This is a genomic window from Kitasatospora sp. NBC_00315, from assembly GCF_041435095.1.
Lineage (GTDB): Bacteria > Actinomycetota > Actinomycetes > Streptomycetales > Streptomycetaceae > Kitasatospora.
The window spans coordinates 908,952-934,399 of sequence record NZ_CP108025.1 but is presented as its reverse complement, the minus strand read 5'-3'; the positions used below and the strand labels follow the sequence as shown (position 1 = coordinate 934,399).

The following is a 25,448-nucleotide window of genomic DNA, read 5'->3' as shown; positions in this document are numbered from 1 at the left end:
GCCCGGATCGTGCGGTCGTGCCTGACCGCGTCGCCGAACCGGACTACTCGGCTGTGTCCCTCGGCGGGGCGGGCAGCTGAACGACGATGCGCAGTCCGCCCGCGGGGCGCGGGGTGATGGTGAGGGATCCGTCGTGTAAGTGGGTGATGCTCTTGACGATCGCCAGGCCGAGGCCGACGCCTGCGTGGTCGGTGCGAATGCGTTCGGTGCCGCGCTGAAACGGTTCGGTGAGTGTCGAGACCAGGTGTGGGGAGAGCTTCTCGCCACTGTTCTCGACGGTGAGCACCACGGCCTCGGGACGGACGCGGGTGTTCGCCCACACGGTGCCCCGGTCGGGCAGGTTGTGCACGATGGCGTTGTGCACGAGGTTCGTCGTCAGCTGCAGCAGGAGCGCTTGCGACCCGAAGGCCGGGGCGATGTCACCGGAGGTCTCGATGGTGGCACCGCGTTTCTCGGCGAGCGGGAGCAGTGTCTCGGTGGCCTCTTCCACGAGCAGGGACAGGTCGACGGGGACCGGGGTGAAGGACCTCTGGCCGACGCGGCTGAGCAGGAGCAGCGCCTCGGTGAGGTCGATCGCCCGGGCGTTGACCGTGTGCAGGCGGTCGATGACTTCGCCGGGGTCTCGTGTCGGATCGCTTCGGGCCACGTCGAGAAGTGCCTTCGAGATGGCCAGCGGGGTGCGCAGTTCGTGCGAGGCGTTGGCTGCAAATCTCTGCTGCTCGACGACGTGTGATTCGAACTGTTCGAGCATGGCGTCGAAGGCGTCGGCGAGTTCCCGGAACTCGTCCTGGTGGCCCGGCAACCGGATTCGATGGGCAAGTGATCCGTTCGCGGCCACGCGTGTGGCGTCCGTGATGCGGGTCAGCGGGGCGAGCATGCGTCCGGCGAGAATCCATCCGCCCAGGAGACCGAATGCCGACAGGAAGACCAGCACCCCGCCTGCGGCCGACGCGAAGATGCGCAGGAAGTCGGAGCGGTCCAGCGCCCCCGCGGGGCTGCTTCCCACCTCGGGCATGAAACGCAGCACGGACACCCACCCCGCCGCGAGCAGCAGGACACCGGCGAGCACCAGGAATCCGGCGTAGCTGAGGGTGAGCTTGGCGCGAACGCTCAACCCGGGCGGCCTGTCCACGCTCTCCTCCCTCACGTCCGGCCTCCGGTGTCCGGTCGAGTGTCGATGCGGTACCCGGCGCCCGGCACGGTGGCGATGATCCAGGGTTGGCCGAGCCGCTTGCGCAGCGCCGAGACCGTGATGCGCACGGCATTGGTGAACGGGTCGGCGTTCACGTCCCAGGCGCGCTCCAGGAGTTCTTCGGCGCTGACGATACCGCCGTCGGCAGCGACGAGGACTTCGAGCGCGGCGAACTGCTTCCTGGTCAACGCGATGGGGAGGCCGTCACGGTGGACCTCTCGGCGGAACGGGTCCAGCCGCAGACCCGCGATCTCTCGCACCGGGGGCCTGCTGTGCGCCCGCCTGCGGTCGAGCGCCCTGAGTCTGAGCACGAGTTCCTGGAGGTCGAACGGCTTGGTGAGGTAGTCGTCGGCGCCGAGCCCGAACCCGCTGGCCTTGTCGTCGAGACGGTCGGCAGCGGTGAGCATGAGGATCGGCATGCCGCTGCCGGAGGCGACGATGCTCGTGGCGATCTCGTCGCCGCTGGGCCCGGGCACGTCCCGGTCGAGGACGGCGATGTCGTAGGCATTGACGCCGAGCAGCTCCAGAGCGGTGTCGCCGTCACCCGCGATGTCGGCCGCGATCGCTTCCAGCCGCAGGCCGTCGCGGATGGCCTCAGCCAGATAGGGCTCGTCCTCGACGATCAGTACACGCATGCTCCGAGGCTACGAGCTCGCACCTATCGTCGGCGTATCCAAAAGGGCTCGGCACGCTCAGCTTCACCGGGGGAAGGGCACCTCCTCGGTGACCCGCACCGCACCGGCGGAGGCGGAGGACCCACAGGACGTCGCCGTTCCCACCCGGGGGCCGGGCTCCGCCGCCGTCACCCGGCCGTCATCAGCGGTACCCGGGCGCGGGCGGTACCCGGGCGCCGGCGGTCACCATACCGGCCGGCACTGGGACCACGACGCCGTCACCGACCGGTTCACCGGGAGTCTGCCGAGGGCTCGTGCCCGGACACTGATCGGGACTGCCGCCGTCCCGCGCGGCCGCGGGTCCGGGCCGGTGCGAGCGGACCGCCCGGTGTGGCGCTCGGGCGGTCCGCTCGGGGAGGGCGGGCCTAGCCGGCCGCCGTGGGCTGGCGGACGGTCCGGGCGGGGGCGTCCTGGGCCTCGCCGGTGAGGGCCCGGAGGATCGCGTCCACGCTCTGCTTGGCGTCTCCGAAGAGCATGCTGCTGTTCTCGCGGAAGAACAGCGGGTTCTGCACTCCCGCATAGCCGGACGCCATCGAGCGCTTGAAGACGATCACCTGCTCCGCCTCCCACACCCGAAGGACCGGCATCCCGGCGATGGGGCTGGACGGGTCGTCGGTGGCGGCCGGGTTGACGGTGTCGTTGGCGCCGATGACGAGGACGACGGAAGTCCCGGCGAAGTCGTCGTTGATCTCGTCCATCTCCAGGACGATGTCGTACGGCACCTTCGCCTCGGCAAGCAGGACGTTCATGTGCCCCGGCAGGCGCCCGGCCACCGGATGCACACCGAAGCGGACCTCGATGCCGCGCTCGCGCAGCCGGCGTGTCAGCTCCGCCACCGGGTGCTGGGCCTGGGCCACGGCCATCCCGTAACCGGGGGTGATGACCACGGACCGGGCCTGTGCGAGCAACCCGGCGGTCTCCTCGGCGCGGATCTCGCGGTGCTCCCCCTGTTCCTCGTCCCCGCCCGACGGGGCCTCGATGCCGAAACCGCCGGCGATGACCGAGATGAAGGAGCGGTTCATCGCCCGGCACATGATGTACGACAGGTACGCGCCGGAGGAGCCGACCAGGGCCCCGGTGACGATGAGCAGGTTGTTGTCGAGTAGGAACCCGGCGGCGGCCGCGGCCCAGCCCGAGTAACTGTTGAGCATGGAGACGACGACGGGCATGTCGCCGCCGCCGATCGAGGCGACCAGGTGCCAGCCGAGGGCCAGGGCCAGGACGGTCACCGCCACCACCAGCCCCAGGCCCGGGCCGGCGGTGAACCAGGCGGTGAGCCCCGCGAACGCGGCCAGCGCCCCCAGGTTCAGGGCGTTCTTGCCGGGCAGCGTCAGCGGGCGCGAGGCGATCCGTGCGGACAGCTTGAGGAAGGCCACGATGGAGCCGGTGAAGGTGACCCCGCCGATGAAGATGCCGATGACGACCTCGGCGTGGTGGATGCCCAGCAACTCGCCGGAGACCAGCGTCTGGGCCGCGCCGTGGGCCTCGACCTCCAGATAGCCGTTCCAGCCGACCAGGACGGCGGCGAGACCCACGAAACTGTGCAGGACGGCGATGAGTTCGGGCATCTGCGTCATCTCGACCCGCCGCGCCTGCCAGAGGCCCGCCGCACCGCCGAGCACCATCGCGAGGACGATCAGGGCGACCGCGCCGGCGGTGATGCTCTGCGCCGCCAGTACGACGGTGGCGACCAGTGCGAGGGCCATGCCGGCGATGCCGTAGACGACGCCGGCGCGTGAGGTCCGGTGCTGGGAGAGTCCGGCCAGACTGAGAATGAACAGCAGGGCGGCGACCAGGTCCGCGGCGTGGGACGCCGTTGTGGAAGTCATCGGGCTCAGCGCCTTTCGGGGGCGGTCGAGAACATGCTCAGCATGCGGCGGGTCACGGCGAAGCCTCCGAAGATGTTCACGCTCGTCAGCAGTACCGCCACGAAGGACAGCGTGGTCACGACCCAGTTCTCGTGCCCGATCTGCAGGAGGGCGCCGATCACCACGATCCCGGAGATCGCGTTGGTCACCGACATCAGCGGGGTGTGCAAAGCGTGGTGGACCTTGCCGATGACGTAGTAGCCGATGACCACCGCGAGGGCGAACACCGTGAAGTTCTCGGCGAGTCGGGTCGGTGCGAACGCGATCACCAGGAAGACCGCCAGCATCCCCAGGCCGATCAGGCCGAACCGCGCCGCGGGGGTGAGGCGGGACTCCTTCGCCCCCACCGGCGCGGCAGCGGCCGCGGGCGTCGCGACGGGGGCCGCCGACACGGCCACCGCCGGCGGCGGCCAGGTGACCTCCCCGGCCCTGACCACCGTCACGGCCCGCTGGACGACGTCGTCGAAGTCGATGACCAGCCGGCCGTCCTTGCCGGGAGTCAGCAGTTTCAGCAGGTTCACCAGGTTGGTGCCGAACAGCTGGGACGCCTGGGTGGCCAGCCGGCCGGCCAGGTCGGTGTACCCGATGATGGTGACGCCGTTGTCGGTGACCACCGCCCGGCCGGGCACGGTGCCCTCGACGTTGCCGCCCTGGGCGGCGGCCATGTCGACGATGACACTGCCCGGCTTCATGGCCGCCACGTCCTCGGCCGTGACCAGCCGTGGGGCCGGTCGGCCGGGGATCAGCGCCGTGGTGACGATGATGTCCACGTCCTTGGCCTGCTCGTGGTAGAGCGCGGCGGCGGCGCGGTCGTAGTCCGCGGAGGTCGCCTTGGCATAGCCGTCGGTGCTCGCCTCCTGAAGGACGTCCACGGCCAGGTACTCGCCGCCCACCGAGCGGACCTGGTCCGCGACCTCCGGCCGCGGATCGGTGGCGCGGACGATCGCGCCCAGGCTGGACGCGGCGCCGACGGCGGCGAGCCCGGCCACGCCGGCACCCGCCACGAGGACCTTCGCCGGCGGTACCTTGCCCGCGGCGGTCACCTGGCCGGTGAAGAAGCGCCCGAACACGTGGGCCGCTTCGATCACGGCCCGGTACCCGGCGATGTTCGCCATCGAGCTGAGCACGTCCATCGACTGGGCCCGCGAGATGCGCGGGACGGCGTCCAGGGCGAGCGCCGTAACGCCGCGCGCGGACAACTCCGCGACCAGCTGAGGGTGCTGCGCCGGGGCGAGCAGACCGACGACGGTGGCGTCCGCGCGCAGCCGGGCGATCTCGTCGCTCGACGGTGCGTTGACCTTGAGGACCACCTCGGCCGCCCAGGCTTCGCCGATGCTCGCGCCGGCCTCGGCGTAGGCCCCGTCGCTGAATCCGGAGGCCGCGCCGGCCTCCGACTCGACGACGACCTCGTAGCCGAGGTCGAGCAACTGCCGCACCGTCGCGGGTGTCGCCGCGACGCGGGTCTCCCCGGAGGTCGACTCGGCGACCACGCCGATGCGCTGGGGTGGGTGGTGGGTCGGGACCTGTGCAGACATGTCTGGTGTCTCTCTCGTCGGAGGCGCTGCTGACCGGGCATCTGCGGCAGCGGGGTTGCTCGATCCGCTGGTCGCAGGAACCTACACCTCCTCGGCCTCCCGGGCCGATACGGCGAGATGGTGATTAGCCTCACTGAGTGGGCGAGCGTGGCGGGCGTACGCCGGTGTCGAGCGGCCGGGCCGAGGCAACGACCGAGGTGACGGCCGCGTGGGCGGATGCGTCGGCCGATGCGTCGGCCGAAGGTTTCGCGCCACGGCCCGCGGTGTGTCGCCTGCGGCTCGGGACGTGTGTGCGCCCGGGGGACGGTGAGAGGACGTGCGGCGCTGAGAGGACCCGCGGCGCTGAGAGGACCTGCGGCGGTGGGAGGACGTTGCGGCGGTGTGCGGTTCACCGCCGGCGCCTCGGCCCCGGTCCACGTCGACTTCCGGACACAGCGGCGCGACCCGAAAGGCGGGTACGCCTGGTGCCCCGGCCTGATCACCGCTCACACGGCTTCCTTCGCAGGGTCGTCCGGCCGTGCCGCGCCGCGTCATGCCGCGTCATGCCGAGCCGTGGAGTGCCGTGGAGTGTGGCGAGGCGCGGTGCGGCGGCTGATCGGGTCCGGCGCACCCGGACGCGGCTTCGCGAGCGGGGCGCCCGCAGCCGCGCACCGCGGTCGGGGGGTGCGGTAGGGAGGTGCGGTCGGGGCGTGGGGGCAGGGGTCCGAGGGGCCCCGGGTCGCTGCCCCCGGGCGCCTCGGTCGGCGATCGGTGGGCGATCGGTCGGCGATCGGTCAGACGCAGGACGGACAGAGCCCTCGGTAGGTGACCTCGGCCCGGAAGACCGTGAAGCCGAACCGGCCGTCCACGGGGAGGTCGGCCAGCGGGTCACCGGTCGGGTCGACGTCGCGGACGGTGCCACAGCCGGAGCACACCAGATGCTGGTGCGGGTGGTGCGCGTTGGGGTCGTAGCGCTTCGCGCGGCCGTCGGTGGTGACCTCTATGACCTCGCCGAGCGCGACCAGCTCACCCAGGGTGTTGTAGACGGTCGCCCGGGAGATCTCGGGCAGCCGTTGTGCCGCGCGCGTGTGTACCTCGTCGGCGGTGAAGTGCACGTGGTCACCGTCGAGGACCTCCGCGACGACGCGCCGCTGGGAAGTCATCCGCCAGCCGCGTCCGCGCAGTCGCTCCAGCAGGTCGCTCATATTGGTCCGCCTATTCGGGCTCATGGGATGGCTGGATTTTATCAGTGGGCTTTCGGTGTGGATCGGACGAGAGTCTGATGTCCTTCTTGACTTAGAACCTGTCCATCGTAGGATCGGTTCTGGTGACAGCCAAGAGGGTGGGACGACCCCGGTACGGCAGGAGGCAGGGTGTGATGGCCGCCGCTGACAAGCCGCGCGGTCCCGGCCTTCAGGCGACGTGTGCCCGCACCGGGGCGCGCGACACCGTCCGGGACGGTGACCGCTCCGGCTTCCGGGCTTCCGGCTCCGGGCCGCGCGGCCGCCCGGGCCGTGTTCCCCGTCGTGCCCGTGCCGGCCGCGTTCCCCGCGGGTTCGCCCCCATCGGCCCGTTCCCCGTACCGCACCGGCCGGCGATCAGGCCCGGCCCGGGCGGCGCGGCGGGCACGGCCACCGGGGCGCGGCCCCGGGCTCTTCCCTTGTCCACAGTCCTCAGCACGGTCATCCCCCTGCCCAGCACCGTCATCTGCCAGCTCCGGAGGAATTCCCATGTCCGAGAACCATGACGCGATCGTCGTAGACGCCAAGACGGAGACAGCAGGCGGCTGCCCGGTCGCGCACGGGCGCGCTCCGCACCCGACCCAGGGCGGCGGAAACCGCCAGTGGTGGCCGGAGCGGCTCAATCTGAAGATCCTTGCCAAGAACCCCGCCGTCGCCAACCCGCTCGGTGACGGCTTCGACTACGCGGAGGCGTTCGGGAGCCTCGACCTCGCCGCCGTGAAGCGGGACATCGCGCAGGTGCTGACGACCTCGCAGGACTGGTGGCCGGCCGACTTCGGCCACTACGGCCCGTTCATGGTCCGAATGGCGTGGCACAGCGCCGGCACCTACCGGATCAGCGACGGCCGCGGCGGCGCCGGTGCGGGACAGCAGCGCTTCGCCCCCCTGAACAGCTGGCCGGACAACGGGAACCTCGACAAGGCCCGCCGTCTGCTCTGGCCGGTGAAGAAGCAGTACGGCCGGAACCTCTCGTGGGCCGACCTCATGATCCTCGCCGGAAACGTCGCCCTGGAGTCGATGGGCTTCGAGACGTTCGGCTTCGGCGGCGGCCGCGCGGACGTCTGGGAGCCCGACGAGGACGTGTACTGGGGCCCCGAGAGCATCTGGCTCGGCGACGAGCGCTACACCGGCGACCGGGAGCTGGAGAGCCCGCTCGGCGCCGTCCAGATGGGCCTCATCTACGTCAACCCCGAAGGCCCGAACGGCACTCCGGACCCGCTGGCCGCGGCCCGCGACATCCGTGAGACGTTCCGCCGGATGGCGATGAACGACGAGGAGACCGTCGCCCTGATCGCGGGCGGCCACACCTTCGGCAAGACCCACGGTGCGGGCCCGGCGGAGAGCGTCGGCGCCGACCCCGAGGCCGGGGCGATCGAGCAGCAGGGCCTGGGCTGGAAGAACTCCTTCGGCACCGGCAAGGGCGGCGACACGATCACCAGTGGCCTTGAGGGGATCTGGACGAACACCCCGACCACCTGGGACAACAGCTTCTTCGAGATCCTCTTCGGGCACGAGTGGGAGCTCTTCAAGAGCCCGGCCGGCGCCCACCAGTGGCGCCCGAAGGACGGTGCCGGCGCCGGCACCGTGCCCGACGCCCACGACGCGTCGAAGAGCCACGCCCCGACGATGCTCACGACCGACCTCTCGCTCCGCATCGACCCGGCCTACGAGCGCATCTCGCGGCGCTTCCTGGAGAACCCCGCCGAGTTCGCGGACGCCTTCGCCCGGGCCTGGTTCAAGCTGACCCACCGCGACATGGGCCCGGTCGTCCGCTACCTCGGCCCGGAGGTCCCGTCCGAGACGCTGCTGTGGCAGGACCCGCTTCCCGCGGTGACGCACGCGCTCGTCGGAGCCGACGACGTGGCCGCGCTCAAGGAGCAGGTGCTCGCCTCGGGCCTTTCGGTGTCCCAGCTCGTCTCCACCGCCTGGGCGTCGGCCTCGTCCTTCCGTGGCAGCGACAAGCGCGGCGGCGCCAACGGCGCGCGCGTGCGCCTCGAGCCGCAGGTCGGGTGGGACGCCAACGACCCCGACCAGCTGGCCGCGGTGCTGCGCACCCTGGAGGGCATCCAGGAGTCCTTCAACGCGGCCCGCACCGACGGCACCCGGGTCTCGCTCGCGGACCTGATCGTGATCGCCGGGGCCGCGGCGGTCGAGAAGGCCGCCAAGGACGCCGGCTCCGACATCGAGGTCCCCTTCACGGCGGGTCGCGTCGACGCGTCGCAGGAGCAGACCGACGTGGAGTCGTTCGCGGCGCTGGAGCCGACCGCCGACGGGTTCCGCAACTACCTCGGCAAGGGCAACCGGCTGCCGGCCGAGTACCTGCTGATCGACCGCGCGAACCTGCTGAACCTGAGCGCCCCCGAGCTGACGGTCCTCGTCGGCGGGCTCCGCGTTCTGGGCGCGAACCACCAGCAGTCGTCGCTCGGCGTGCTCACCGGGACCCCCGGGTCGCTGACCAACGACTTCTTCGTCAACCTGCTCGACCTGGGCACGGTGTGGACGGCGGCGTCCGGCGACGAGAACACGTTCGAGGGCCGTGACGCCGCGACGGGTGAGGTCAGGTGGACCGGCAGCCGCGCCGACCTCGTGTTCGGCTCGAACTCCGAGCTGCGCGCCGTCGCGGAGGTCTACGCGAGCGACGACGCCAAGGAGAAGTTCGTGAAGGACTTCGTCGCGGCGTGGACCAAGGTCATGAACCTCGACCGGTTCGACCTGGTCTGACCGTGTGACGTCCGGGCCGGCCGAACCGGCCGGCCCGGACGTACGCGCCGGGTGCCTACCCCGTGCGCGCTGCCCATCGGAGTACGGCGGGCCGTGCCCCACGCGACGCGGGAGTGCGACAAGCGGGTCTGTCGACAAGATGACAGACCCGCTTCGGTCGTTCGGGTGAACGGTGCTCGTCGCCGCGGTGTGCGCGGTGCGGGGACGGGCCCGGGGGAGGGGCCGGCTAGCCCACGGCGCCGGCGGCCTGCCGGACGGCCAGGTCGATGTCCTCGGGGCTGACGTCGAGCTCCTTGGCGATGTGCTTCTCGGCCTTCAGCCCGGCCTTCTCGATGGCCTGGGCCAGGTTGCTCTCGCCGACCACGATCAGGGCGGCCTGGCCCTCGTCGATCAGCTCCCCGAACTCCTTCACGTCGGCCCGGGACATACCGCGCCACAGGTGGCCGCCGATCCCGCCCACGGCGGCGCCGACGACGGCGGTGCCGATGACCGCGGGCGGGAACAGCAGTCCGACGAGCGCGCCGGTGGCGGCGCCGCCCCAGGCGCCGTGCCTGGTGGCGGTCTCGTCCTTGTTCACGTGCACCTTGCCGGCACTGTCCTTGGTGACGAGGGCGGAGTCGTAGGAGCCGACCGCTCCGAGTGCGTGGAGCTCCTTGACGATCTCGTAGTCCGCTTTGGCCCCGGCCTCGGTCGGGTAGATGCCGATGTAGATGAATACCGCTTCGGGCTTCGCCACGGTGGGTCCTGTCTGTACGCGCCGCGTCCGGAGGAGCACGGCGCCGGGGACGGGGGCCGCGCCACCGGGAACGCGGGCAGCCGGCGCTGCCCGGCCGCCCGGGGCATGCGGTCCGCTCTTGCAGTGCCAGGATGCTTGCCGCAGCCGGACCGCGCACCCGAGCGGTATCGCGTCCCACCGCCGGGCAGGCTCCGCGCCGACCACCGTCGTGACGCCGTTCGGGCGGGACGAGGCCCGGAGTCGACCGGGGGCCGTGACCGGGGCCGACCAGGGGCCGTGAAACGCCCCGGCGGGCCCGGTCGTCAGGCTCCGGGTGGTTCAGGCACCGGGTTCAGGCACCCGTGCGGATCGGCGGCGCACAGCGGTCGGCACCCGGGCGGATCCGGGGGTACGAGGGCAGCGGCAGGCCCAGCCCGCCGGGCGCCTCGCCGCTCAGCGCCAGCGCGGCCGCCGTGTCGGCGGGCAGCTCGCGCAGACCCAGCAGTCCGGCGCAGAACCGGGCGGTGGCCCGGTGCCAGTCGGCGGAGCGCCGGAGCAGGGTGTGGCCGCTGCCCGCAACCGTGTAGCCGCAGACGCGCGCGCCCGCCGCCCGCGCGCGGGCCGCGAACAGGCGGGTGGCGGCCGGCGCGGTGACCTGGTCGCGGTCGCCGTGCAGCATCACCACGTCCCGGCCGGACAGCTGGGTGCACGGCTCGCCCTCCGGGCACCACGGGGCGAGCGCGACCACACCGGTCACGTTGGGATGCGCCGCCGAACGCAGGGCCGCGCGCCCGCCCATCGAGTGGCCGACCAGCACGGTCGGGATGTGGCCGAGCTCCTCGGCGAGGTCGTTGAGAGCGGCGGCGGTGTCGCGGGCGGCGTCCGCCCGGTCGGCGTTCCAGCCGCGGTGGCGGTAGCGCACCGCGCCGACCGCCACGTCCGCCCCCGCGGTCTCCTGCCGGATCGCCCGGAGGAAGCCGTACATCCGCAGCCCCGGGAGGTTCCACCGGCCCGGCCTCGTCAGGCCGTGCTCGCGTCCGCCGTGCAGCAGCAGGACCGCCGCCGAAGGTCGCTCCGGCATGAACCGCCACACCAGTGCCTGGTGCCCGGCCGCCCCGTTCCTGCCCGCCTGCCTGCTCACTCTGGCCGTTCCCGCCGTCGATCGCTCCGTGGACGGCACACTGTACGCGCCGGGCGCCGCCGCCATGGCGTTCTCCCCCGAACGGGTGGCGGGCCGGACGGGCGGGGTGTCACCCGCGAGGCGGGCGGGCCTCAGACGTCGAGCAGGTTGTGCCGGTGCACCAGCCAGCAGATCGCCGTCAGCCGGTGCGCGGCGTAGTCGTGGGCGGCCGGTTCGGGCCATCCGACGTCGGCCAGCGCGTCGAGGAAGCCGAGCGCGTACGCGGTCAGTTCCTCCCGGTCCAGCGGCCGGGGCAGCAGCTCGGGCCCGTGGGCGTACAGCCGCTCGCGGATCTCCGCCGCGTGCTGGTCGACGGCCGCGACGAAGCCCGGCTCGAAGGCGAACTCGGCCAGGCGCGGCGTGTAGGCGGCGACAATGCCGGTCAGCGGGCAGTCGGCTGCTTCGTCGGGAGAGGCGATCACCCGCCAACGGTAGGTGAGCGAACGACCGAATAAGCCCGGGATAAGAAATTCGGTGGTGAGATCTCCGCCACCCGCGGCCGGCGGATGGAGAGATCGTGTGGGGATCGGCCGGGGTGCGCGGGGCCGCCCCTCGGGCCGCGCCGGCGCGGCGCAGAATGAGGCCCATGGATCTTCGTATCTTCACCGAACCCCAGCAGGGCGCCGACTACGAGACGCTGCTGCGGGTCGCGAGGACGGCCGAGGAGCTCGGCGTCTTCAGCGCGTTCTTCCGCTCGGACCACTATCTGAGGATGGGCGACGGCGACGGCCTGCCCGGCCCCACCGACGCCTGGCTGACGCTGGCGGGCCTCGCCCGCGAGACCGCCCGCATCCGCCTCGGCACCCTGATGACCGCCGCGACCTTCCGGCTGCCCGGCGTGCTGGCGATCCAGGTCGCGCAGGTGGACGCGATGAGCAACGGCCGGGTCGAGCTCGGGATCGGCGCCGGCTGGTTCGGCGAGGAGCACGCGGCGTACGGCATCCCGTTCCCCAAGGAGCGCTTCGGGCGGCTGGAGGAGCAGCTCGCGATCATCACCGGGCTCTGGCGGACCGGGCTCGGTGAGACATTCGACTTCGAGGGCGCCTACTACCGGCTCACCGACTCCCCGGCCCTGCCCAAGCCCGTCCAGGAGCGGATCCCCGTCCTGATCGGCGGCACCGGCCCGACCCGGACGCCCGCGCTGGCCGCCCGGTACGCGGACGAGTTCAACCTGCCCTTCGTCTCCGTCGACGAGACCCGGGCGCAGTTCGGCCGGGTCCGGGCGGCCGTCGAGCGGCACGGCCGGCGTGCCGACGAGCTCGTGTACTCCAACGCGCTGGTCGTCTGCGTCGGCCGGGACGACGCCGAGGTGGCCCGCCGGGCGGCCGCGATCGGCCGGAGCGTGGAGGATCTCAGGGCACACGGCGTGGCCGGGACTCCGGACGAGGCGGTCGAGACCATCGGCCGCTACGCGGCGGCCGGCACGGAGCGGATCTACCTCCAGATCCTCGACCTGGACGACCTGGACCACCTCGGGCTGATCGCCGAACGGGTCGCGCCACAGCTCGGCTGAGCCGCGCGCCCGCCCGCCCGGCCGGTGCCCCGGGGCGGCGCGGCCGGGTTGGGCCGGGCGCGGCCGGGTGGCGCCCCGGGACGTCCGCGATTCGTAAGGCGGGACGTGCCCGGCGGCCCCCGGTCGCCGCCTAGGGTGGTCACGGAGGCGCCACCCGCCTCCGAAGATCCGGATGTGACCGAAAGGCTGACGCCATGTCAGGAAGTACGGGCTCCGCGCGGGCCGAACTCGGCGTGATCGGCGGATCCGGCCTCTACGCGCTGCTCGACGACGTCACCGAGACCGTCGTGGAGACCCCCTACGGCCCGCCGAGCGACTCCCTGTTCACCGGCGAGCTGGCCGGCCGACGGGTGGCCTTCCTGCCCCGTCACGGGCGCGGGCACCGGCTGCCGCCGCACCGCATCAACTACCGCGCCAACCTCTGGGCGCTGCACTCGCTCGGCGTCCGCCAGGTCCTCGCGCCGTGCGCGGTCGGCGGCCTGCGGCCGGAGTACGGGCCCGGCACCCTGCTCGTCCCCGACCAGTTCGCCGACCGCACCTCCGGACGCGTGCAGACGTACTACGACGGCCTGCCGCTGCCGGACGGCACCGTCCCCGAGGTCGTCCACGTCTCGCTGGCCGACCCCTACTGCCCCGACGGGCGCCGTGCCGCGCTGGACGCCGCTCGGGACGCCGCCTGGGAGCCCGTCGACGGGGGCACCCTCGCGGTGATCGAGGGGCCGCGATTCTCCACCCGCGCGGAATCCCGCTGGTTCACCGCCAACGGCTGGTCGGTGGTCGGCATGACCGGCCACCCGGAGGCCGTACTCGCCCGTGAGCTGGGCCTGTGCTACACCTCGCTGGCCCTGGTCACCGATCTCGACGCGGGGGTCGAGACGGGAGAGGGCGTCACCCACACCGAGGTGCTGGAGGTCTTCGCCCGCAACGTCGACCGGCTGCGCACCGTGCTGTTCAAGGCCCTGGAGAGTCTGCCGCAGGCGCGCGACTGCGTGTGCTCGCACGCCCTGGACGGGCTCAGCACCGGCCTGCCGGGCGTTCCCTCGCCGTAGCCGTGCGCGCACCGGCGCCGGAGCCGGTGTCGGAGCCGTCCGGGTAAGCCCGAAGCGAGCGGACGACGGACGACGGACGGCGCACGGGAGGCGGGAGGCGGCGTACGGCGGGGCTAGAGGACCTCGTCGTCGACCGGGATGAGGTGGACGGCGGCCTCCTCGGCGGAGGCGGCGGCGCCGTCGATGCCGACGTCCACCGCGAACGTGCTGGGGCCCGGTCCGTCCGCGGCCGTCAGCCGGCCCGAACGGGTCGCGCCGACCTCGTTGTCCCGGGGCTCACCGTCGGTGTCCGACACGTCACCGATCCCGTCCTCGCGGTCGTCCGGAAGGGCGAGTGCCGGATCGGGAATCTCCTCGGTCAGGCGCTTCTCCAGGCTCTCGCCCGTCTGCTGCTCGGCGTTCGTGGTGCCGTCGCGCTCCACGGCCAACGGCCGTTCCGGTGGTGACCAGCCCTCGTCGTACGGGTCGGCCTCCCGTCCGGAGAGCGTGTCCCCGGGATCGAGCAGCCCGCTGTCGTCGACGATGCCCTCGCCGTCGGGCTGGTAGACGTCGTCGCCCCTGGCGTTCTCCGTGGCAGCCATGGCGTGTGCTCCCTTCGTGCGACTTCCCGGGGTCGCTCGTGCGTTCGGGTGGTCACCGGCGCGTCCGCGCGGATGCGGCGGGCTGTTTGCCCGGATCCCGATCATCGCAGGGAACCGGCGCCGCCCCCACCGGAGTGTTCCCCGCCATGGCCGCGGTAGGCACCACGATCGTGGGCGCCTCGGCGCGCGCGGCTCCGAGCGGGCCCGGGCGACGGCTGCGGGGCCTCACGGGTGCGGACCGCTGGCGGCGTCGCCCGGCGCTCGAAGGAGGCCGCGCCGTCGGGCGCGGCCGGCGGCGCGGCCCCGCCCGTGGGCGTCGCACGGCGACCGGCGCGGATCGAGGCCGCAACGAGGCCGGAAACCTGCTTGTGCAGTTACACTGTCGGGCATGCAATTCGCATTCGTCAGCGGTGACAGCGCATTGGACCTCACCGGAACGGTGCAGAAGCGGCGCACGCTCGTCCAGGATCTGCTCGCCGAGCCGCAGGACTTCGCCCGCTGGGTCGAGGAGTCCGGTCTGCTGGACCATCGGATCCAGGTCCGTCCCTGGGAGTTCACGGCCGCCCTGGAACTGCGCGAGGCGCTGTACCGGCTCGCGCTGGCCACGGCCGGGCGGCGTGAGCTGGATCCGGACGACTGCGGGATCGTCAACGATCTGGCCGCCGGTCTGCCGGTGCGCCGCCGGCTCAACCCCGACGGGACGGCGACCCGGGCCGGTGACGCGGCCGCGGTGCTCGCCTCACTGGCCCGACGCGGCGTCGAGCTGCTGGCCGGACCGTCCGCCGCCCGGATCAAGGAGTGCGCCGCGGACGGTTGCACCCGGCTCTATCTGGACGGCTCCAAGACGGGCTCACGGCGTTGGTGCGACATGCGCCGGTGCGGTAACCGGGCCAAGGTGGCGGAGTTCCGCGCGCGCCGCGCCGGCTGACGTCGGCCGACGGCCCCGACCGGTCTCCCCGGCCCCCGGTCCGGTCTTCCGCCCGCGCCCTGTGGCCGGGCCGTCCCGCGCCGGGCGGCCGCCCTGGCGCGGGTAACGCTTTGAACAATATTTACTGGCGGTCGACGGTGTATCGCCAGTAACCTCAGTAACTGTAATAGCAGGTTACATCTGCGCGTCGGACGCCGATCCGCTCGGCCGGGCGCTCGGCTCGAAGGGGTGCCCATGACCGCGTCCGCCACGCTGCCGCCAGGTGACGGCCCCAGTTCGACGGCGCCCGGGATCCGACCCTGGGAGTCGAGGTGCCGTGCCCGGGTCCGGGGCCGCGGTGCGGGGCGCGTGCGGTGGAGGTGCCGACGGGTCCCGGGGAGGGGCACCGCATAGGCGTCGAAGGGCCCGGTCCGGGCCCTCGATCCGAGCCTCCGGCCGCGGCGGCCCGGGTGAGTCCTGACCGGCGGTGCCTGACCGGCGGTGACTCCTGACCGGCGGTGGGCGCCGGCCGGCCGGTGGACTCCCGAGGGGCAGCTGTCGGCGTGTGGGTACGTCCTTGCTGCCCCGGGTTCGGTGAGCCCGATGGCCGTGTGCGGACGCCGTCCACGGTGAGCGCCACCCGCCGGGTCGGCGGCCGTGGCGGGCCCGGGCCGGCGCCGCCCGGGCCCGCGATGCACGACCGTATCGGCGCCCGGGCGGCGAACTCCCCTTCCCATCCTCGGGGCGCCGGATCGTGGCGCCGGATCGTGGGGTCCGGATCGTGGGGTCCGGGGCGGGCGAGCACGGCGGGCCCGGTTGTGCCCGCCTCGGCATCGGCGCGACGCACCGTCGAGTGCCGGGCCGGGCATCCTTCTGAACGGGCGCGAAGATCGTGTTCTTTTTGTGACGGTTCGTCATTTGTTATGCGAGCAACTGATGTTGTTTCCAACGGGGCTTGGTGTGGTCAGGTGTTCCGACGTCGTGACACGTGATCCGGCCTTCCGGGGCGACCAGGACCAAACCCGATCAAGGAATGCTTGAGCGCCGTCAGGAGGACTGCTGCTGACGGCAGCGACTGAGAGGCCGCCATGCATGTCTGGTACCGAGTTGGTTGACCTTGAGAGCGACACGACGACCGGGGCGAGGATTCTGCTGATCGAGCAGGACCCGATCTCGCGCCATGTCCTGACCGGCATCCTGGAGCGCGACGAGCAGATGGAGGTGGTCTCCTCCGACACCGCGGAAGTGAAGGGTCTGACGGCCATGTCCGCCCGCGCGGACATCGTCATCATGTCCATCGGTCCCGACGAGGACATTCCGCCGTCGGTCGACGACCTGGTGGCCCGCTGCGGCAAGCGGGTGCTGCTCATCAGTTCCATCTGGACCCGTCAGCGCCTGGACTCCGCCTTCGCGGCCGGGGCCGCGGGCTGCCTGGTCAAGGAGCCGATGATGTCGAACCTGGTGGGGGCGGTCCAGGCGGTGCACGCGGGCCTCACGGTGATCTCGCCGCAGATCCACCGGCACATGACGAAGCAGCAGCCCGGCCTGGCCGCCACGGCCGGGCAGGGGAAGTCCGGTGAGGCGGCGGTACGGCGCCTGCTCGACCTTCTGACCGATCGCGAACGCCAGGTGCTCAGACTGCTGGCCGAGGGCTGGTCCAACTCCGAGGTGGCCGCCCGGTTGCTGATCTCGCCGACCACGGTGAAGAGCCATGTGTCACGCACGCTGGCCAAGCTGGGCGCCCGGAACCGGCTGCAGGCCGTTCTGCTGGTACGCACCGCCCTGGACGCCGGCATCCCGGTGGGCTGACCCGCGAGTTCCTCCTGTGGGCCGTGGTCCGGTGCTGTCCGCCGGCCACGGCCCGGTCGTCGGCCAGGCCGTGGTCCGGGCCGTGGCGGGCGACCGGGCGAGCGGAGCGGCCTGTGGGGCGAACGCCGCACGGCCCTGGAGGCCGGTGGCGTCCAGGGCCGTGCGACGGAGCGGAAGGGCGGATTCGACGGTGTGCGTCGGCCGGGAGGCCCGGCGACGGTGGCCGCGCGCGGTCGGGCGGCCGCGGTCGGGCGGCCGCGGTCGGGCGGCCGCGGTCGGGCCTGCCCGGTCAGGTATCCACGGTCAGGTGTCCACGGTCAGGCGTCCACGGGCTGGTCCTCGTGCGTGCCGGCCAGTCGCGCCAGCACGCGGGCGGCGGCGTGGTCGTCGCCGCACGGGTTGACGGCCGCCAGCGTCGTCGCCGGGGAGCCGCCGGAGGCCAGCAGCGCACGGTACTGCTTGGCGTGCAGGGCGAGGTCCTCGTCGCTGAGCGCGCCGGTCATCAGGCCGTGCACCTTGAGATGCCCCAGATCCTCGAACTGGCAGATCCCGAGGGTCTGCTGGAGCGGGCGCAGGTACTCCTCGACGGCGACCGTGTTGAAGCCCTCGCGTGTGTAGAAGCCGGGGTCGCCGCCGACCGTGACGGCGGCCCAAGCCTGCTTGCCCCTGAGCTCGGAGGCGGTGCCGTCGAAGGTGAAGGCGAAGTTGATCGTCAGCACCTGGTCGAACCAGGCCTTGAGCAGCGGGGTGGTGCTGTACCAGTAGAGCGGGAACTGCAGGACCACGGTGTCGTGCGTCCGCAGCAGCTCCTGCTCCCGGGCGACGTCGATCCGGAAGTCCGGGTAGGCCGCGTACAGGTCGTGCACGGTGACGTTGTCCAGGTCGCCGATCGCCGCCACCATGGCGGCGTTGGCCCGCGACCCGGCCAGGTTCGGGTGGGCGACGACGACGAGGGTGCTTCGGGTGCTCACGTGTCTGTCTCCTTCTGAGGATGACCGGCGTCCCGGTGGCTGTCGCGTGGGCGAGGAGCCGACCGGCGAGGTGGTCGGGCGTGATGGTCGGGCGTGATGGTGGGGCGAGGTGGTGGGGTGGCGCGGTGGTGCAGTGGAGTGCGACCGCCGCTCGTGGTGGCCGGTGTCAGTACGCGGGCGCGAGACGGACCGACGCGTCCAGGGCCGCCGGGCGGGCGAACGACCGGTCGACGTACATCAGTGGCGTGTGACCGCCCACGTACGCGGCCTCGACCTGGCCGATCAGGATGCTGTGGTCACCGGCGCCGAGCACCCGGTACATCGAGCAGGCCAGGCGGGCGGTGGCGGTCGGGACGCCGGGCAGGCCCAGTTCCAGCGCGGTGGTGTCGCCGGCGCGGAAGCGGTCCGCCCCCGGTCCGGCGAACCGGCGTGCCACGTCCGCCTGGTCGTCGGCCAGGACGTTGACCATGAAGCCGGCGGCGCCCACGAACGCCTCGTGCGTGCTGGCGGAGCTGTCCAGGCAGACCAGGACGAGCGGCGGTGAGAGCGAGAGCGAGCTGAACGAACTGGCCGTGAACCCCCAGCTCCTCCCGGCGTCGTCGACCGTGGTCGCCACGACCACCGGACCGGGCACCCTGGACATGGCCCGCATGAAGTCCTCGAGCGCGACAGTCATCAGATCTCCGTTCTCTACTGGCGGGTTGACTCCGGGGCGCCACCGGGAACGCCGGCCCGGGGCGCGGCCCGGAGAGAAGGACGTGCCGTCGCTCCGGCCGCTAGCGGCGCAGCTGCAGCGGCCCGCCGAGGAGGTACTGGCCGGCCATCTCGATGTTCGACGGCGAGACCGTGATGTGCTTGGCCGCCGAGTGCACGTCGCGGAAGTACCGCTCCAGGAGGTGGTTCGAGTACACCGAACTGGTGCCCGCGAGGTTGAAGAGGATGTCGACGGCCGCGGCACTGTTCTCGGCCACGGTGGCCGCGGTGAGTCGTAGCGTCGCGCTCAGCGACTCGCCGCCGTCCGTGCCGTGCTCCGTGGCGTGCCAGGCCGCGTCGGAGAGCAGCACCCGTGCGGAGCGCACCAGCATCTCCGCCCGGGCGAGCTTCTCCTGCACGGTGTGGTTCCCGGCCAGGGTGCTCGTCGCCCCGGCGGGCGTCTTCGCGAGGGCCAGGGCCTTGAACGACTCCAGTGCTCCCCGGGCGATGCCCAGCGTGGTCGACGCCGATCCGAACAGGCCGAAGTCGTAGTAACTGATGGCGTATCCGAGCGAGGGGCGGTCGGCCGGCGGGCGGTGCAGGATCGCCCCGTCCACCGTGAACTCCTCGGAGACGAAGAGGTCCTCGATCTCGTAGTGCTCGCTACCGGTGCCGCGCAGACCCAGCGTGTACCAGGTGTCCAGCATCCGGACCTCGGACTTCGGCACGCAGAGCATCCGGATCTCCGGCCCGGAGGCCCCCCGCGGCTTGCCGCCCTCGGTCACGATCGCGGCGCAGACCAGCCAGTCGGCGTCGGCCGATCCGCTGGCGAAGGCCCAGGTGCCGCTCAGCCGGTAGCCGCCGGCCGCGACCTCGGCCCGACCGCTGGGGTTCACCGAACCCACGACCAGCGAGGACTGGTCCTTGAAGATCTTCCGGGCGATCGGTTTGGCGAGGTAGTCCGAGAGCCGCCCGACGGCGGCCTGCACGGCCATCACCCAGGCGACGGACGGATCGAGCTTCGCGAGTGCCTGCAGTACGGCCGAGCCCGTCCGCAGATCGACGTGCGAGCCGCCGAACTTCCGGGAGATCAGCATCCGGTGGATCCCGGCGCCGCGCAGTGCCTCGAAGACCTGCCAGGAGAGGTGCCGGTCCCGTTCGGCGTCGTCCCGGAACTTCTCGATGACCGGCGCGATGCCCTCGACCCGGCCGAGCCACTCCACGGCCTCGTCCGTGAGCGGCACCCGGTCGATCAGCGCCGGCTGGTCCGAGCCGCGGAAGCGCGCGGGCCAGATGCCCTGCTTGCCGGGGGCGAGGATGCCCGCGGGGTCGAGCGCGTCCTTGATCTTCTCGCTCAGTCGCAGCAGGGAGTTGCCGTTGTGGCTGTAGGTGGCGGCCACCTGGTCCATCAGGGAGGGGTGGGTGCGGTAGGCGCCGTAGCCCTCCGCGGCCGCGTCCCGGAGCAGGCGAACGCACAACTCGTGGGTGCGGGTGCGGTCCTGCCGGTCGAGGGTGTCGAACATCATCGGGTTGACGTGCTGCATGTCCCGCAGGCCGACGATGAAGGTGCCCATGTAGTCCTTGCCGGCCTCGTGGGCGCGGTCCCGGGCCATACGGTACTGCTTGAGCGCGTCGGCGCCGGTGGCGGGCGAGGACAGCGCGAAGTTGACGTGCCCGGCGTTGTCGATCCACTGGAAGGTCGAGGTCGCCTCCAGGCTGGGCCGGGCGGACATGATCTTCGAGCGGATGGCCAGCACCGGGTTGTCGTGCTCGCCCTCGAAGTAGAACCGCGCTCCCGGTATCGCGGAGAACGCCTCCCGGATGACCTCCCACTGGGCGTCCATCGCGGCCGGGGTCCCGTACAGCATCCCGTAGAAGTTCCAGCGGCCGATCTTCAACTCGTCCTGGATCTGCCGGCACACGTGCTCCGGGATGGGGCCCTCGCCGGTGTAGTACGCGCTGCGGGGCCCATGGGCGGAGGCGTCCAGCAGCAGGCTGCGCAGGGTCGGACCGTGCGGGACGGTCTGGTTCAGGCGCAGCGGACGCAGGATCTCGACGAACGGGCCGAGATCCTCCTCGCGGGGCAGCGTGATCATGTAGCCCCGGTGCCCGGCCGGCTTGGGGAAGAGCCAGACGCCCATCTTGGTGACGACGCCGAAGTTGGACTGGGTGAACATCGGGTCGTACTGCGGGCCGTAGCCGTACTTGGCCAGCTGGGCCGTCCTGCTGCCCGGCAGCGCGCCCGTGCCCGTGCGCACCACGTCACCGTCGGGCAGCACGATCTCCATGCCGCACTGGATGGCCAGGTGGTCGCCGTAGGGGGTGTAGCCGACGCCCCGCTCCAGGGTGTTGCCCAGGACGCTGCCCCAGGCGAGGTCGGGGACGTCGAGCCAGAAGTCCGAGTCGTTCTCCCGAAGGTGCTCGGCCAGCTCGATGAAGCTCACGCCCGGCTCGACCAGCGCGTACCCGAAGGTCTCGTCGACCTCGATGATCCGGTTCATCCGGCTCAGGTCGAGCACGACCGCGCCGGAGAGCCGCGGTGAGGCGCCGCCGAATCCGAGATTCTTTCCGCGTGATATGGGGGAGAGCGGGACACCGTACTCCCCGGCGATCCTCATGACCTTCTGGACGTCCTCCACCGAACCCGGTCGGACGGCGGCGGACGGAGCGCAGTGCTCCGCGTCGAGAATGGCGAAGGTGTCGCGGTACTCGGCCAGTCCGGCCGATTCCTCGGTGATCACCCACTGTGCGCCGAGTTCGCGGCGAAGGGCCGCGACGGCCTTGTCGAAGTGTTTTCCGTCGACTCCGGGAGGCAGGACACGGGACATATGGTGCGGTCCTTTCGAAAAGGGACGGGAGGAGGGGCCGCGAGGGACGGTCACTGCGCCGGTCGTACCGGCTGCTCCCACACCACGAACCCGACCGCGCCCTTGGGACTGCGCGGTGTGTGCACGCTGCCGGGAGGCATCACCAGCAGGCTGTTGGCCGGATAGACGCCGTCGTCGGTCTCCAGTTCGCCCTCCAGGATCCAGATGAGCTCGTACCCGGGGTGCCGGTGCGGCTCGGCGGCGCCGCTCGGCAGATAGCGGACGATGGCCGCCGCCGGCCCGCCCTCACCGGTCTGCTCCGTCGAGTACAGCGAATGGATCTCCGCTCCCACCCGCCCGTCGCGCATCAGCGGCCGGAAGTCGTAGGCCTGCGGCCCGAAAGATGATCCGGGGATTCCCCCGAAAAGCCTCGGAAACGCCGTCATGTCATTGTCGTCGGACATGATCGATACCTTTCGCTATGCCGTGGACAAAAGAGTGCTGTTGACCGCGCCGGATTCTCTCGGGCGGCCATGGATATTTGACCAGTGCACTTCTGCTCCCGCATCCGCTCATGGCTGCGTTTCGCCTCAACATAAGGAGGAGATCGCGATCGGGACTGCATCCAAAGTCCGCCCCGAAGTCGTCCCGGCCCTGAACTGCGGGGTTCGGCCGGACAAGCGCGCCGGGGCGGCTCCCGTGCTCCACGAGCCGACCTCGCCGACGGTCGGGCCGCGGTCGGCACCTCGGCCGCCGCCCGCTCACTGGCCCCCCGGTCGCCGCCCGCTCATTCGCGCCCGGGGCCCCGGCGCCGCCGGATCAGTCGCGCACCGGCCAGGACCAGGGCGACGAGGGCGGTGGCCGCGAGCAACAGGAGGAGGTTGCGCAGGTAGGGCAGTGGCAGCAGGGTCGGGTTGCCGCGGTCCGGTCCCGCCCGCAACACGGCGGGCAGGCCGACCGCGGTGAGCGTGGCGGCAACGATCAGCCAGGCCCGCAGGACCGGCCCCCCGGCGACACGGGCGCCGACCAGGCAGACCAGCGGCAACCAGAGCCCGTCGTGCAGCACCAGCCCGCCGAGCGCCCACCACAGGACGTCCGCCGGGTCGGTCACGTAGTGGTCGTGCAGCAACCCGTACGACCCGTACGCCATCAGGGCGATGCCGCCGAGCGCCGTGAGCAGTCTGAGCACCCGCGCCGTCACAGGACCTCCATCAGGGCGACCCACTTGGTCTGCAGCACACCGGGCCGCCCGGGCGCGATGATCCGGGCCGGGTAGCCGTGGTCGGCGCTCAGCACCTGTCCGTTCACCCGCAGGGCGAGCAGCGTCAGCGGATCCCGGGCGTAGGCGGCGGGCATGTCCATCACCCGGTAGGGGCCCTGTGCCTCCAGCGAGGTGACCCGCAGTCGGGCCGAGGGCGGCGCCCCGGCCCGCGCCAGCAGGTCCGCCACCCGCACACCCGACCACCGCGCCGAGGCGCTCCAGCCCTCCACACAGGCGATCGGCAACTCGGCCTCGTACTGGGGCATGGCGAGGATGTCGTCCATGGTCAGTTCGTACGGCCGGGGGCCGTCCACCCGCAGCCGCCAGCCGGCCGGCGTCGCGCCGGTCCCGGCCTGGGCGGCGGTCCGGTTGACCGGCAGGCCCTGCGGGCCGAGATCCGGGCGGCGCGGAGCCAGCAGATCCGTCCTGCGGAGCCACGGCACGCTCTGTCCGGCGGTGACCAGCGTGACGGCGGCCACCGAGGCGGTCACCGCGCCGAGGAAGGCCCGCCGCTGCGCCGGCGCCGGCCCGACCCGCCGCCAGTGCCGCGCGATCAGCGGTCCCTTGGCCGCGACGTGCAGCAGCAGCCCGCCGACGGCCAGCCAGGCCAGCCAGAAGTGCGTCTGCCGGAAGGGGAAGGGCCACGGGTACCACTGCAGGGTGTTGAGCAGTCCCGTGAACAGTTCCAGCAGCATCGAGGCCACCAGCACCGCGATGCCGAGCCGTTCCACCGCGTGCGACCCGCCACGGACCGGCGGCCATTCGAACAGCTTCGGGTAGACGGTCCAGAGCTTGGCGCTGAGCAGCGGGACCGCGGCGATGCCACTGATCACGTGCAGGCCCTGGCTGACGCGGTAGCCGTTGACCGGGCGGCTGGGCAGATGGCCGGCCACCCACCCGGTCGGGTCCTGGAGCAGGTGGCTGAGCAGGCCGGTCAGGAAGCAGACGAGCAGGGCGACGCCGAGCAGGCGGCCGAGCACCACGGCGGTGCGCGGCTCGTGCAGGGCGGAGTCGAACACGCCTTCGCGCAGCGGACCTCGCCGGAGGGCGTCCGGCGGTGGCGGCAGCGGGAGGTCGTACGACCGGCGGCGGGGAACGGGGGTCTTGTCCACCCCTCCATCAGAGCGCCCGCAAGCCGCCCGGACGGCCTTCGACGTGCTTACGGAAGTCCTACGGCGCCCCACCGCCCCGGCCACCGGGCGCCGTCCGGTGGCACGCTGACCTGGTGCCAGAGAACCCGACCACCGGCGCCGAGGCCCTCGGCCGGCCCACCGCCTCCGCCCGCCGCGCCGCCGTCCCCGCCTGCTGCGCGGTGTTGGCCGCCCTGGCGCTCGCGCTCGCCCTGACCGTGACGCGGGGCGGCACGCTCGGCGACCGGGACCCGCTCTACGGGTGGTACGCCGCCGACGCGGCGCTCTTCGCCCTCGCCGTCCTGACGCTGCGCCGGGTACCGGCGGGCCGGGCGAGCGGGGTGGTGCTCGCGGGCAGCGTCCTGCTCGCCCTCACCGGTCTGCTCGCCCCACCCCGGACCAGTGACGACGCCTACCGCTACCTCTGGGACGGTCGGGTGCAGCTGGCCGGCGTCTCCCCGTACGCCTACGCCCCCGACGATCCCGCGCTGGCCGCCCTGCGTGCCCGCGCACCCGATCTGTTCCCGGTCGGCGGCCCCTGCGCGGCCTGGGACGAGCGGCGCGCGGCCCCCGGGTTCTGCAGCCGGCTCAACCGGCCCGAGGCACACACCGTCTACCCGCCGGTCGCCGAAGCCTGGTTCGCCGGTCTGTACACGGTGGGCGGCGCCCTGGGCGTCCGGGCGGCGCAGGCGGGCGGAGCGCTGCTGGCGGTGTCGACCACCGGGGTGCTGCTCGCGGTCCTGCGCCGCCGCCCCGGCCCGTCCGTCGCCTGGCGGGCCGCGCTCTGGGGCTGGTGTCCGGGTGTCGTGCTCTGGGCGGTGAACGACGCCCACGTCGACGTCCTCGGAGCCCTGTTGATGGTGTCCGGCCTCGCCCTGACGGCCCGCCGCGGCGCGGTGTCCGGGGTCCTGCTCGGGGCGGCCGCGGCCACCAAGCTGCTGCCCGCGCTCGCGCTGCCCGGCGCGATGTCCGGTCTGCTCGCCCGCCGGCCGCGCCGCGCCGACCTCGTCCCACCACTCACCGCGCTCACCGCCTTCGCGCTGGCCTACCTTCCGTACGTGGCGCTCTCCGGCACCGGCGTGCTCGGCTACCTCCCCGGCTACCTGCGGGAGGAGGGCTACGACCAGCAGCACATCGACCGCTTCGCCCTGCTCCGGCTGGTGCTCCCGGACGCACTCGCCCCCTACGGCGCGGCCCTCCTGCTCGGCGCGGTCGTGCTGCACGTGCTGCGCCGGGGTGATCCGGCGCGGCCCTGGCGGGGCGCCCTGCTGGTCACGGGGGGCGCCCTGCTGGCCGTCACGCCGGGCTACCCCTGGTACGCGTTGCTGGTCGTCGGCCTGGTCGCGCTCGACGGCCGGTGGGAGTGGCTGGCGGTGCCGGCCGCCGGGCAACTGGTCTACCTGGCCGGCGGAGCGGCCCAGCAGCCCGCCTACGGCGCCGCACTGGCCGTCGTGCTGACGGGGGCGGCCCTGCGCCGTGACCGGGCACCGGCCGGAGAACTGCCCTCCGGGTCGGCTGAACGGGTTCAGCTGCACCGGGCCTGACCACTACTCTTTACTCTCTCTTTGAGAACGCTGTCTCTGGGAGAAGCTGGAGCAGGCCCGGGGGGAGTCAGGAACCGG

At 72.5% G+C, this 25,448-nt stretch carries 21 protein-coding genes; 6 read left to right on the top strand and 15 right to left on the bottom strand.

The features are described from left to right. Positions 1 to 43: 43 nt before the first annotated feature. From OG823_RS03895 to OG823_RS03875, 5 genes are all read right to left on the bottom strand, one after another. Entirely contained in the window at positions 44 to 1,132 is a 1,089-nt protein-coding gene (locus tag OG823_RS03895; protein WP_371477512.1) for a sensor histidine kinase, read from the bottom strand. A gap of 11 nt (positions 1,133 to 1,143) precedes the next feature. Then, a complete protein-coding gene (locus OG823_RS03890) occupies positions 1,144 to 1,827 on the bottom strand; it encodes a response regulator transcription factor (protein ID WP_371477511.1) in 684 nt (227 codons plus the stop codon). A 404-nt stretch (positions 1,828 to 2,231) separates the two neighbouring features. Beyond that, entirely contained in the window at positions 2,232 to 3,695 is a 1,464-nt protein-coding gene (gene pntB / locus OG823_RS03885) for a Re/Si-specific NAD(P)(+) transhydrogenase subunit beta (RefSeq protein ID WP_371477509.1), read from the bottom strand. A 5-nt stretch (positions 3,696 to 3,700) separates the two neighbouring features. Further along, a complete protein-coding gene (locus tag OG823_RS03880; RefSeq protein ID WP_371477506.1) occupies positions 3,701 to 5,269 on the bottom strand; it encodes a Re/Si-specific NAD(P)(+) transhydrogenase subunit alpha in 1,569 nt (522 codons plus the stop codon). 773 nt (positions 5,270 to 6,042) lie between these two features. Next, positions 6,043 to 6,453, bottom strand: coding sequence for a Fur family transcriptional regulator (locus OG823_RS03875; RefSeq protein ID WP_371477504.1), 411 nt, complete (start codon positions 6,451 to 6,453; stop codon positions 6,043 to 6,045). A 525-nt stretch (positions 6,454 to 6,978) separates the two neighbouring features. On the opposite strand from OG823_RS03875, the gene katG reads away from it, so the two are divergent. Continuing rightward, positions 6,979 to 9,210, top strand: a complete 2,232-nt coding sequence (gene katG, locus OG823_RS03870) for a catalase/peroxidase HPI (protein WP_371477503.1) — start codon at positions 6,979 to 6,981, stop codon at positions 9,208 to 9,210. Positions 9,211 to 9,436: 226 nt separating this feature from the next. Here katG and OG823_RS03865 read toward each other — a convergent pair whose 3' ends face one another. The 3 genes from OG823_RS03865 to OG823_RS03855 all read right to left on the bottom strand — a co-directional run bounded on the left by OG823_RS03865 (position 9,437) and on the right by OG823_RS03855 (position 11,527). Then, entirely contained in the window at positions 9,437 to 9,946 is a 510-nt protein-coding gene (locus OG823_RS03865; RefSeq protein ID WP_371477500.1) for a DUF1269 domain-containing protein, read from the bottom strand. A 331-nt stretch (positions 9,947 to 10,277) separates the two neighbouring features. Next, complete coding sequence (locus OG823_RS03860; RefSeq protein WP_371477498.1) at positions 10,278 to 11,066, bottom strand: alpha/beta hydrolase; 789 nt, start codon at positions 11,064 to 11,066, stop codon at positions 10,278 to 10,280. Positions 11,067 to 11,197: 131 nt separating this feature from the next. Continuing rightward, positions 11,198 to 11,527: a DUF6401 family natural product biosynthesis protein gene (locus tag OG823_RS03855; RefSeq protein WP_371477496.1), complete on the bottom strand. Its 330-nt coding sequence runs from the start codon at positions 11,525 to 11,527 to the stop codon at positions 11,198 to 11,200. A gap of 164 nt (positions 11,528 to 11,691) precedes the next feature. On the opposite strand from OG823_RS03855, the gene OG823_RS03850 reads away from it, so the two are divergent. Together OG823_RS03850 and OG823_RS03845 are read left to right on the top strand one after the other, a co-directional pair. Further along, entirely contained in the window at positions 11,692 to 12,618 is a 927-nt protein-coding gene (locus OG823_RS03850) for an LLM class F420-dependent oxidoreductase (protein WP_371477495.1), read from the top strand. Positions 12,619 to 12,812: 194 nt separating this feature from the next. Then, positions 12,813 to 13,667, top strand: coding sequence for an S-methyl-5'-thioadenosine phosphorylase (locus tag OG823_RS03845; protein WP_371477494.1), 855 nt, complete (start codon positions 12,813 to 12,815; stop codon positions 13,665 to 13,667). Positions 13,668 to 13,780: 113 nt separating this feature from the next. Here the strand turns inward: OG823_RS03845 and OG823_RS03840 are convergent, their stop codons facing one another. Continuing rightward, positions 13,781 to 14,248 (bottom strand): DUF5709 domain-containing protein, encoded by a 468-nt coding sequence (locus OG823_RS03840; protein WP_371477492.1) that lies wholly within the window; start codon positions 14,246 to 14,248, stop codon positions 13,781 to 13,783. A 388-nt stretch (positions 14,249 to 14,636) separates the two neighbouring features. On the opposite strand from OG823_RS03840, the gene OG823_RS03835 reads away from it, so the two are divergent. After that, the gene (locus OG823_RS03835; protein WP_371477491.1) at positions 14,637 to 15,176 is read left to right on the top strand and encodes an ABATE domain-containing protein; all 540 of its coding nucleotides are present in this window, start codon (positions 14,637 to 14,639) and stop codon (positions 15,174 to 15,176) included. 1,071 nt (positions 15,177 to 16,247) lie between these two features. After that, positions 16,248 to 16,964: a DNA-binding response regulator gene (locus tag OG823_RS03830; protein WP_371477489.1), complete on the top strand. Its 717-nt coding sequence runs from the start codon at positions 16,248 to 16,250 to the stop codon at positions 16,962 to 16,964. Positions 16,965 to 17,281: 317 nt separating this feature from the next. Here the strand turns inward: OG823_RS03830 and OG823_RS03825 are convergent, their stop codons facing one another. From OG823_RS03825 to OG823_RS03800, 6 genes are all read right to left on the bottom strand, one after another. Continuing rightward, positions 17,282 to 17,935 (bottom strand): NAD(P)H-dependent oxidoreductase, encoded by a 654-nt coding sequence (locus tag OG823_RS03825; RefSeq protein WP_371477486.1) that lies wholly within the window; start codon positions 17,933 to 17,935, stop codon positions 17,282 to 17,284. Positions 17,936 to 18,101: 166 nt separating this feature from the next. Next, complete coding sequence (locus OG823_RS03820; protein ID WP_371477485.1) at positions 18,102 to 18,611, bottom strand: flavin reductase family protein; 510 nt, start codon at positions 18,609 to 18,611, stop codon at positions 18,102 to 18,104. A gap of 100 nt (positions 18,612 to 18,711) precedes the next feature. After that, the gene (locus tag OG823_RS03815; protein ID WP_371477484.1) at positions 18,712 to 21,456 is read right to left on the bottom strand and encodes an FAD-binding protein; all 2,745 of its coding nucleotides are present in this window, start codon (positions 21,454 to 21,456) and stop codon (positions 18,712 to 18,714) included. Between the two features lie 50 nt (positions 21,457 to 21,506). Beyond that, on the bottom strand, positions 21,507 to 21,899 hold the full coding sequence (locus OG823_RS03810) for a cupin domain-containing protein (RefSeq protein WP_371477483.1): 393 nt from the start codon (positions 21,897 to 21,899) through the stop codon (positions 21,507 to 21,509). A gap of 323 nt (positions 21,900 to 22,222) precedes the next feature. Beyond that, positions 22,223 to 22,636 (bottom strand): hypothetical protein, encoded by a 414-nt coding sequence (locus OG823_RS03805; RefSeq protein WP_371477482.1) that lies wholly within the window; start codon positions 22,634 to 22,636, stop codon positions 22,223 to 22,225. Continuing rightward, positions 22,633 to 23,715, bottom strand: a complete 1,083-nt coding sequence (locus tag OG823_RS03800; protein ID WP_371484295.1) for a molybdopterin-dependent oxidoreductase — start codon at positions 23,713 to 23,715, stop codon at positions 22,633 to 22,635. The genes OG823_RS03805 and OG823_RS03800 overlap by 4 nt, the downstream gene beginning before the upstream one ends. A gap of 206 nt (positions 23,716 to 23,921) precedes the next feature. Between OG823_RS03800 and OG823_RS03795 the strand changes: the two genes are divergently transcribed. Further along, positions 23,922 to 25,370: a glycosyltransferase 87 family protein gene (locus OG823_RS03795; protein WP_371477480.1), complete on the top strand. Its 1,449-nt coding sequence runs from the start codon at positions 23,922 to 23,924 to the stop codon at positions 25,368 to 25,370. Positions 25,371 to 25,448 lie beyond the last annotated feature (78 nt).

Bases quoted from the DNA above. Each gene is read 5' to 3' on its own strand.
- OG823_RS03890 (WP_371477511.1), bottom strand. From the start codon at position 1,827: ATGCGTGTACTGATCGTCGAGGACGAGCCCTATCTGGCTGAGGCCATC.
- pntB (WP_371477509.1), bottom strand. From the start codon at position 3,695: ATGACTTCCACAACGGCGTCCCACGCCGCGGACCTGGTCGCCGCCCTG.
- OG823_RS03880 (WP_371477506.1), bottom strand. From the start codon at position 5,269: ATGTCTGCACAGGTCCCGACCCACCACCCACCCCAGCGCATCGGCGTG.
- OG823_RS03875 (WP_371477504.1), bottom strand. From the start codon at position 6,453: ATGAGCGACCTGCTGGAGCGACTGCGCGGACGCGGCTGGCGGATGACT.
- katG (WP_371477503.1), top strand. From the start codon at position 6,979: ATGTCCGAGAACCATGACGCGATCGTCGTAGACGCCAAGACGGAGACA.
- OG823_RS03850 (WP_371477495.1), top strand. From the start codon at position 11,692: ATGGATCTTCGTATCTTCACCGAACCCCAGCAGGGCGCCGACTACGAG.
- OG823_RS03845 (WP_371477494.1), top strand. From the start codon at position 12,813: ATGTCAGGAAGTACGGGCTCCGCGCGGGCCGAACTCGGCGTGATCGGC.
- OG823_RS03840 (WP_371477492.1), bottom strand. From the start codon at position 14,248: ATGGCTGCCACGGAGAACGCCAGGGGCGACGACGTCTACCAGCCCGAC.
- OG823_RS03835 (WP_371477491.1), top strand. From the start codon at position 14,637: ATGCAATTCGCATTCGTCAGCGGTGACAGCGCATTGGACCTCACCGGA.
- OG823_RS03830 (WP_371477489.1), top strand. From the start codon at position 16,248: ATGTCTGGTACCGAGTTGGTTGACCTTGAGAGCGACACGACGACCGGG.
- OG823_RS03820 (WP_371477485.1), bottom strand. From the start codon at position 18,611: ATGACTGTCGCGCTCGAGGACTTCATGCGGGCCATGTCCAGGGTGCCC.
- OG823_RS03815 (WP_371477484.1), bottom strand. From the start codon at position 21,456: ATGTCCCGTGTCCTGCCTCCCGGAGTCGACGGAAAACACTTCGACAAG.
- OG823_RS03810 (WP_371477483.1), bottom strand. From the start codon at position 21,899: ATGTCCGACGACAATGACATGACGGCGTTTCCGAGGCTTTTCGGGGGA.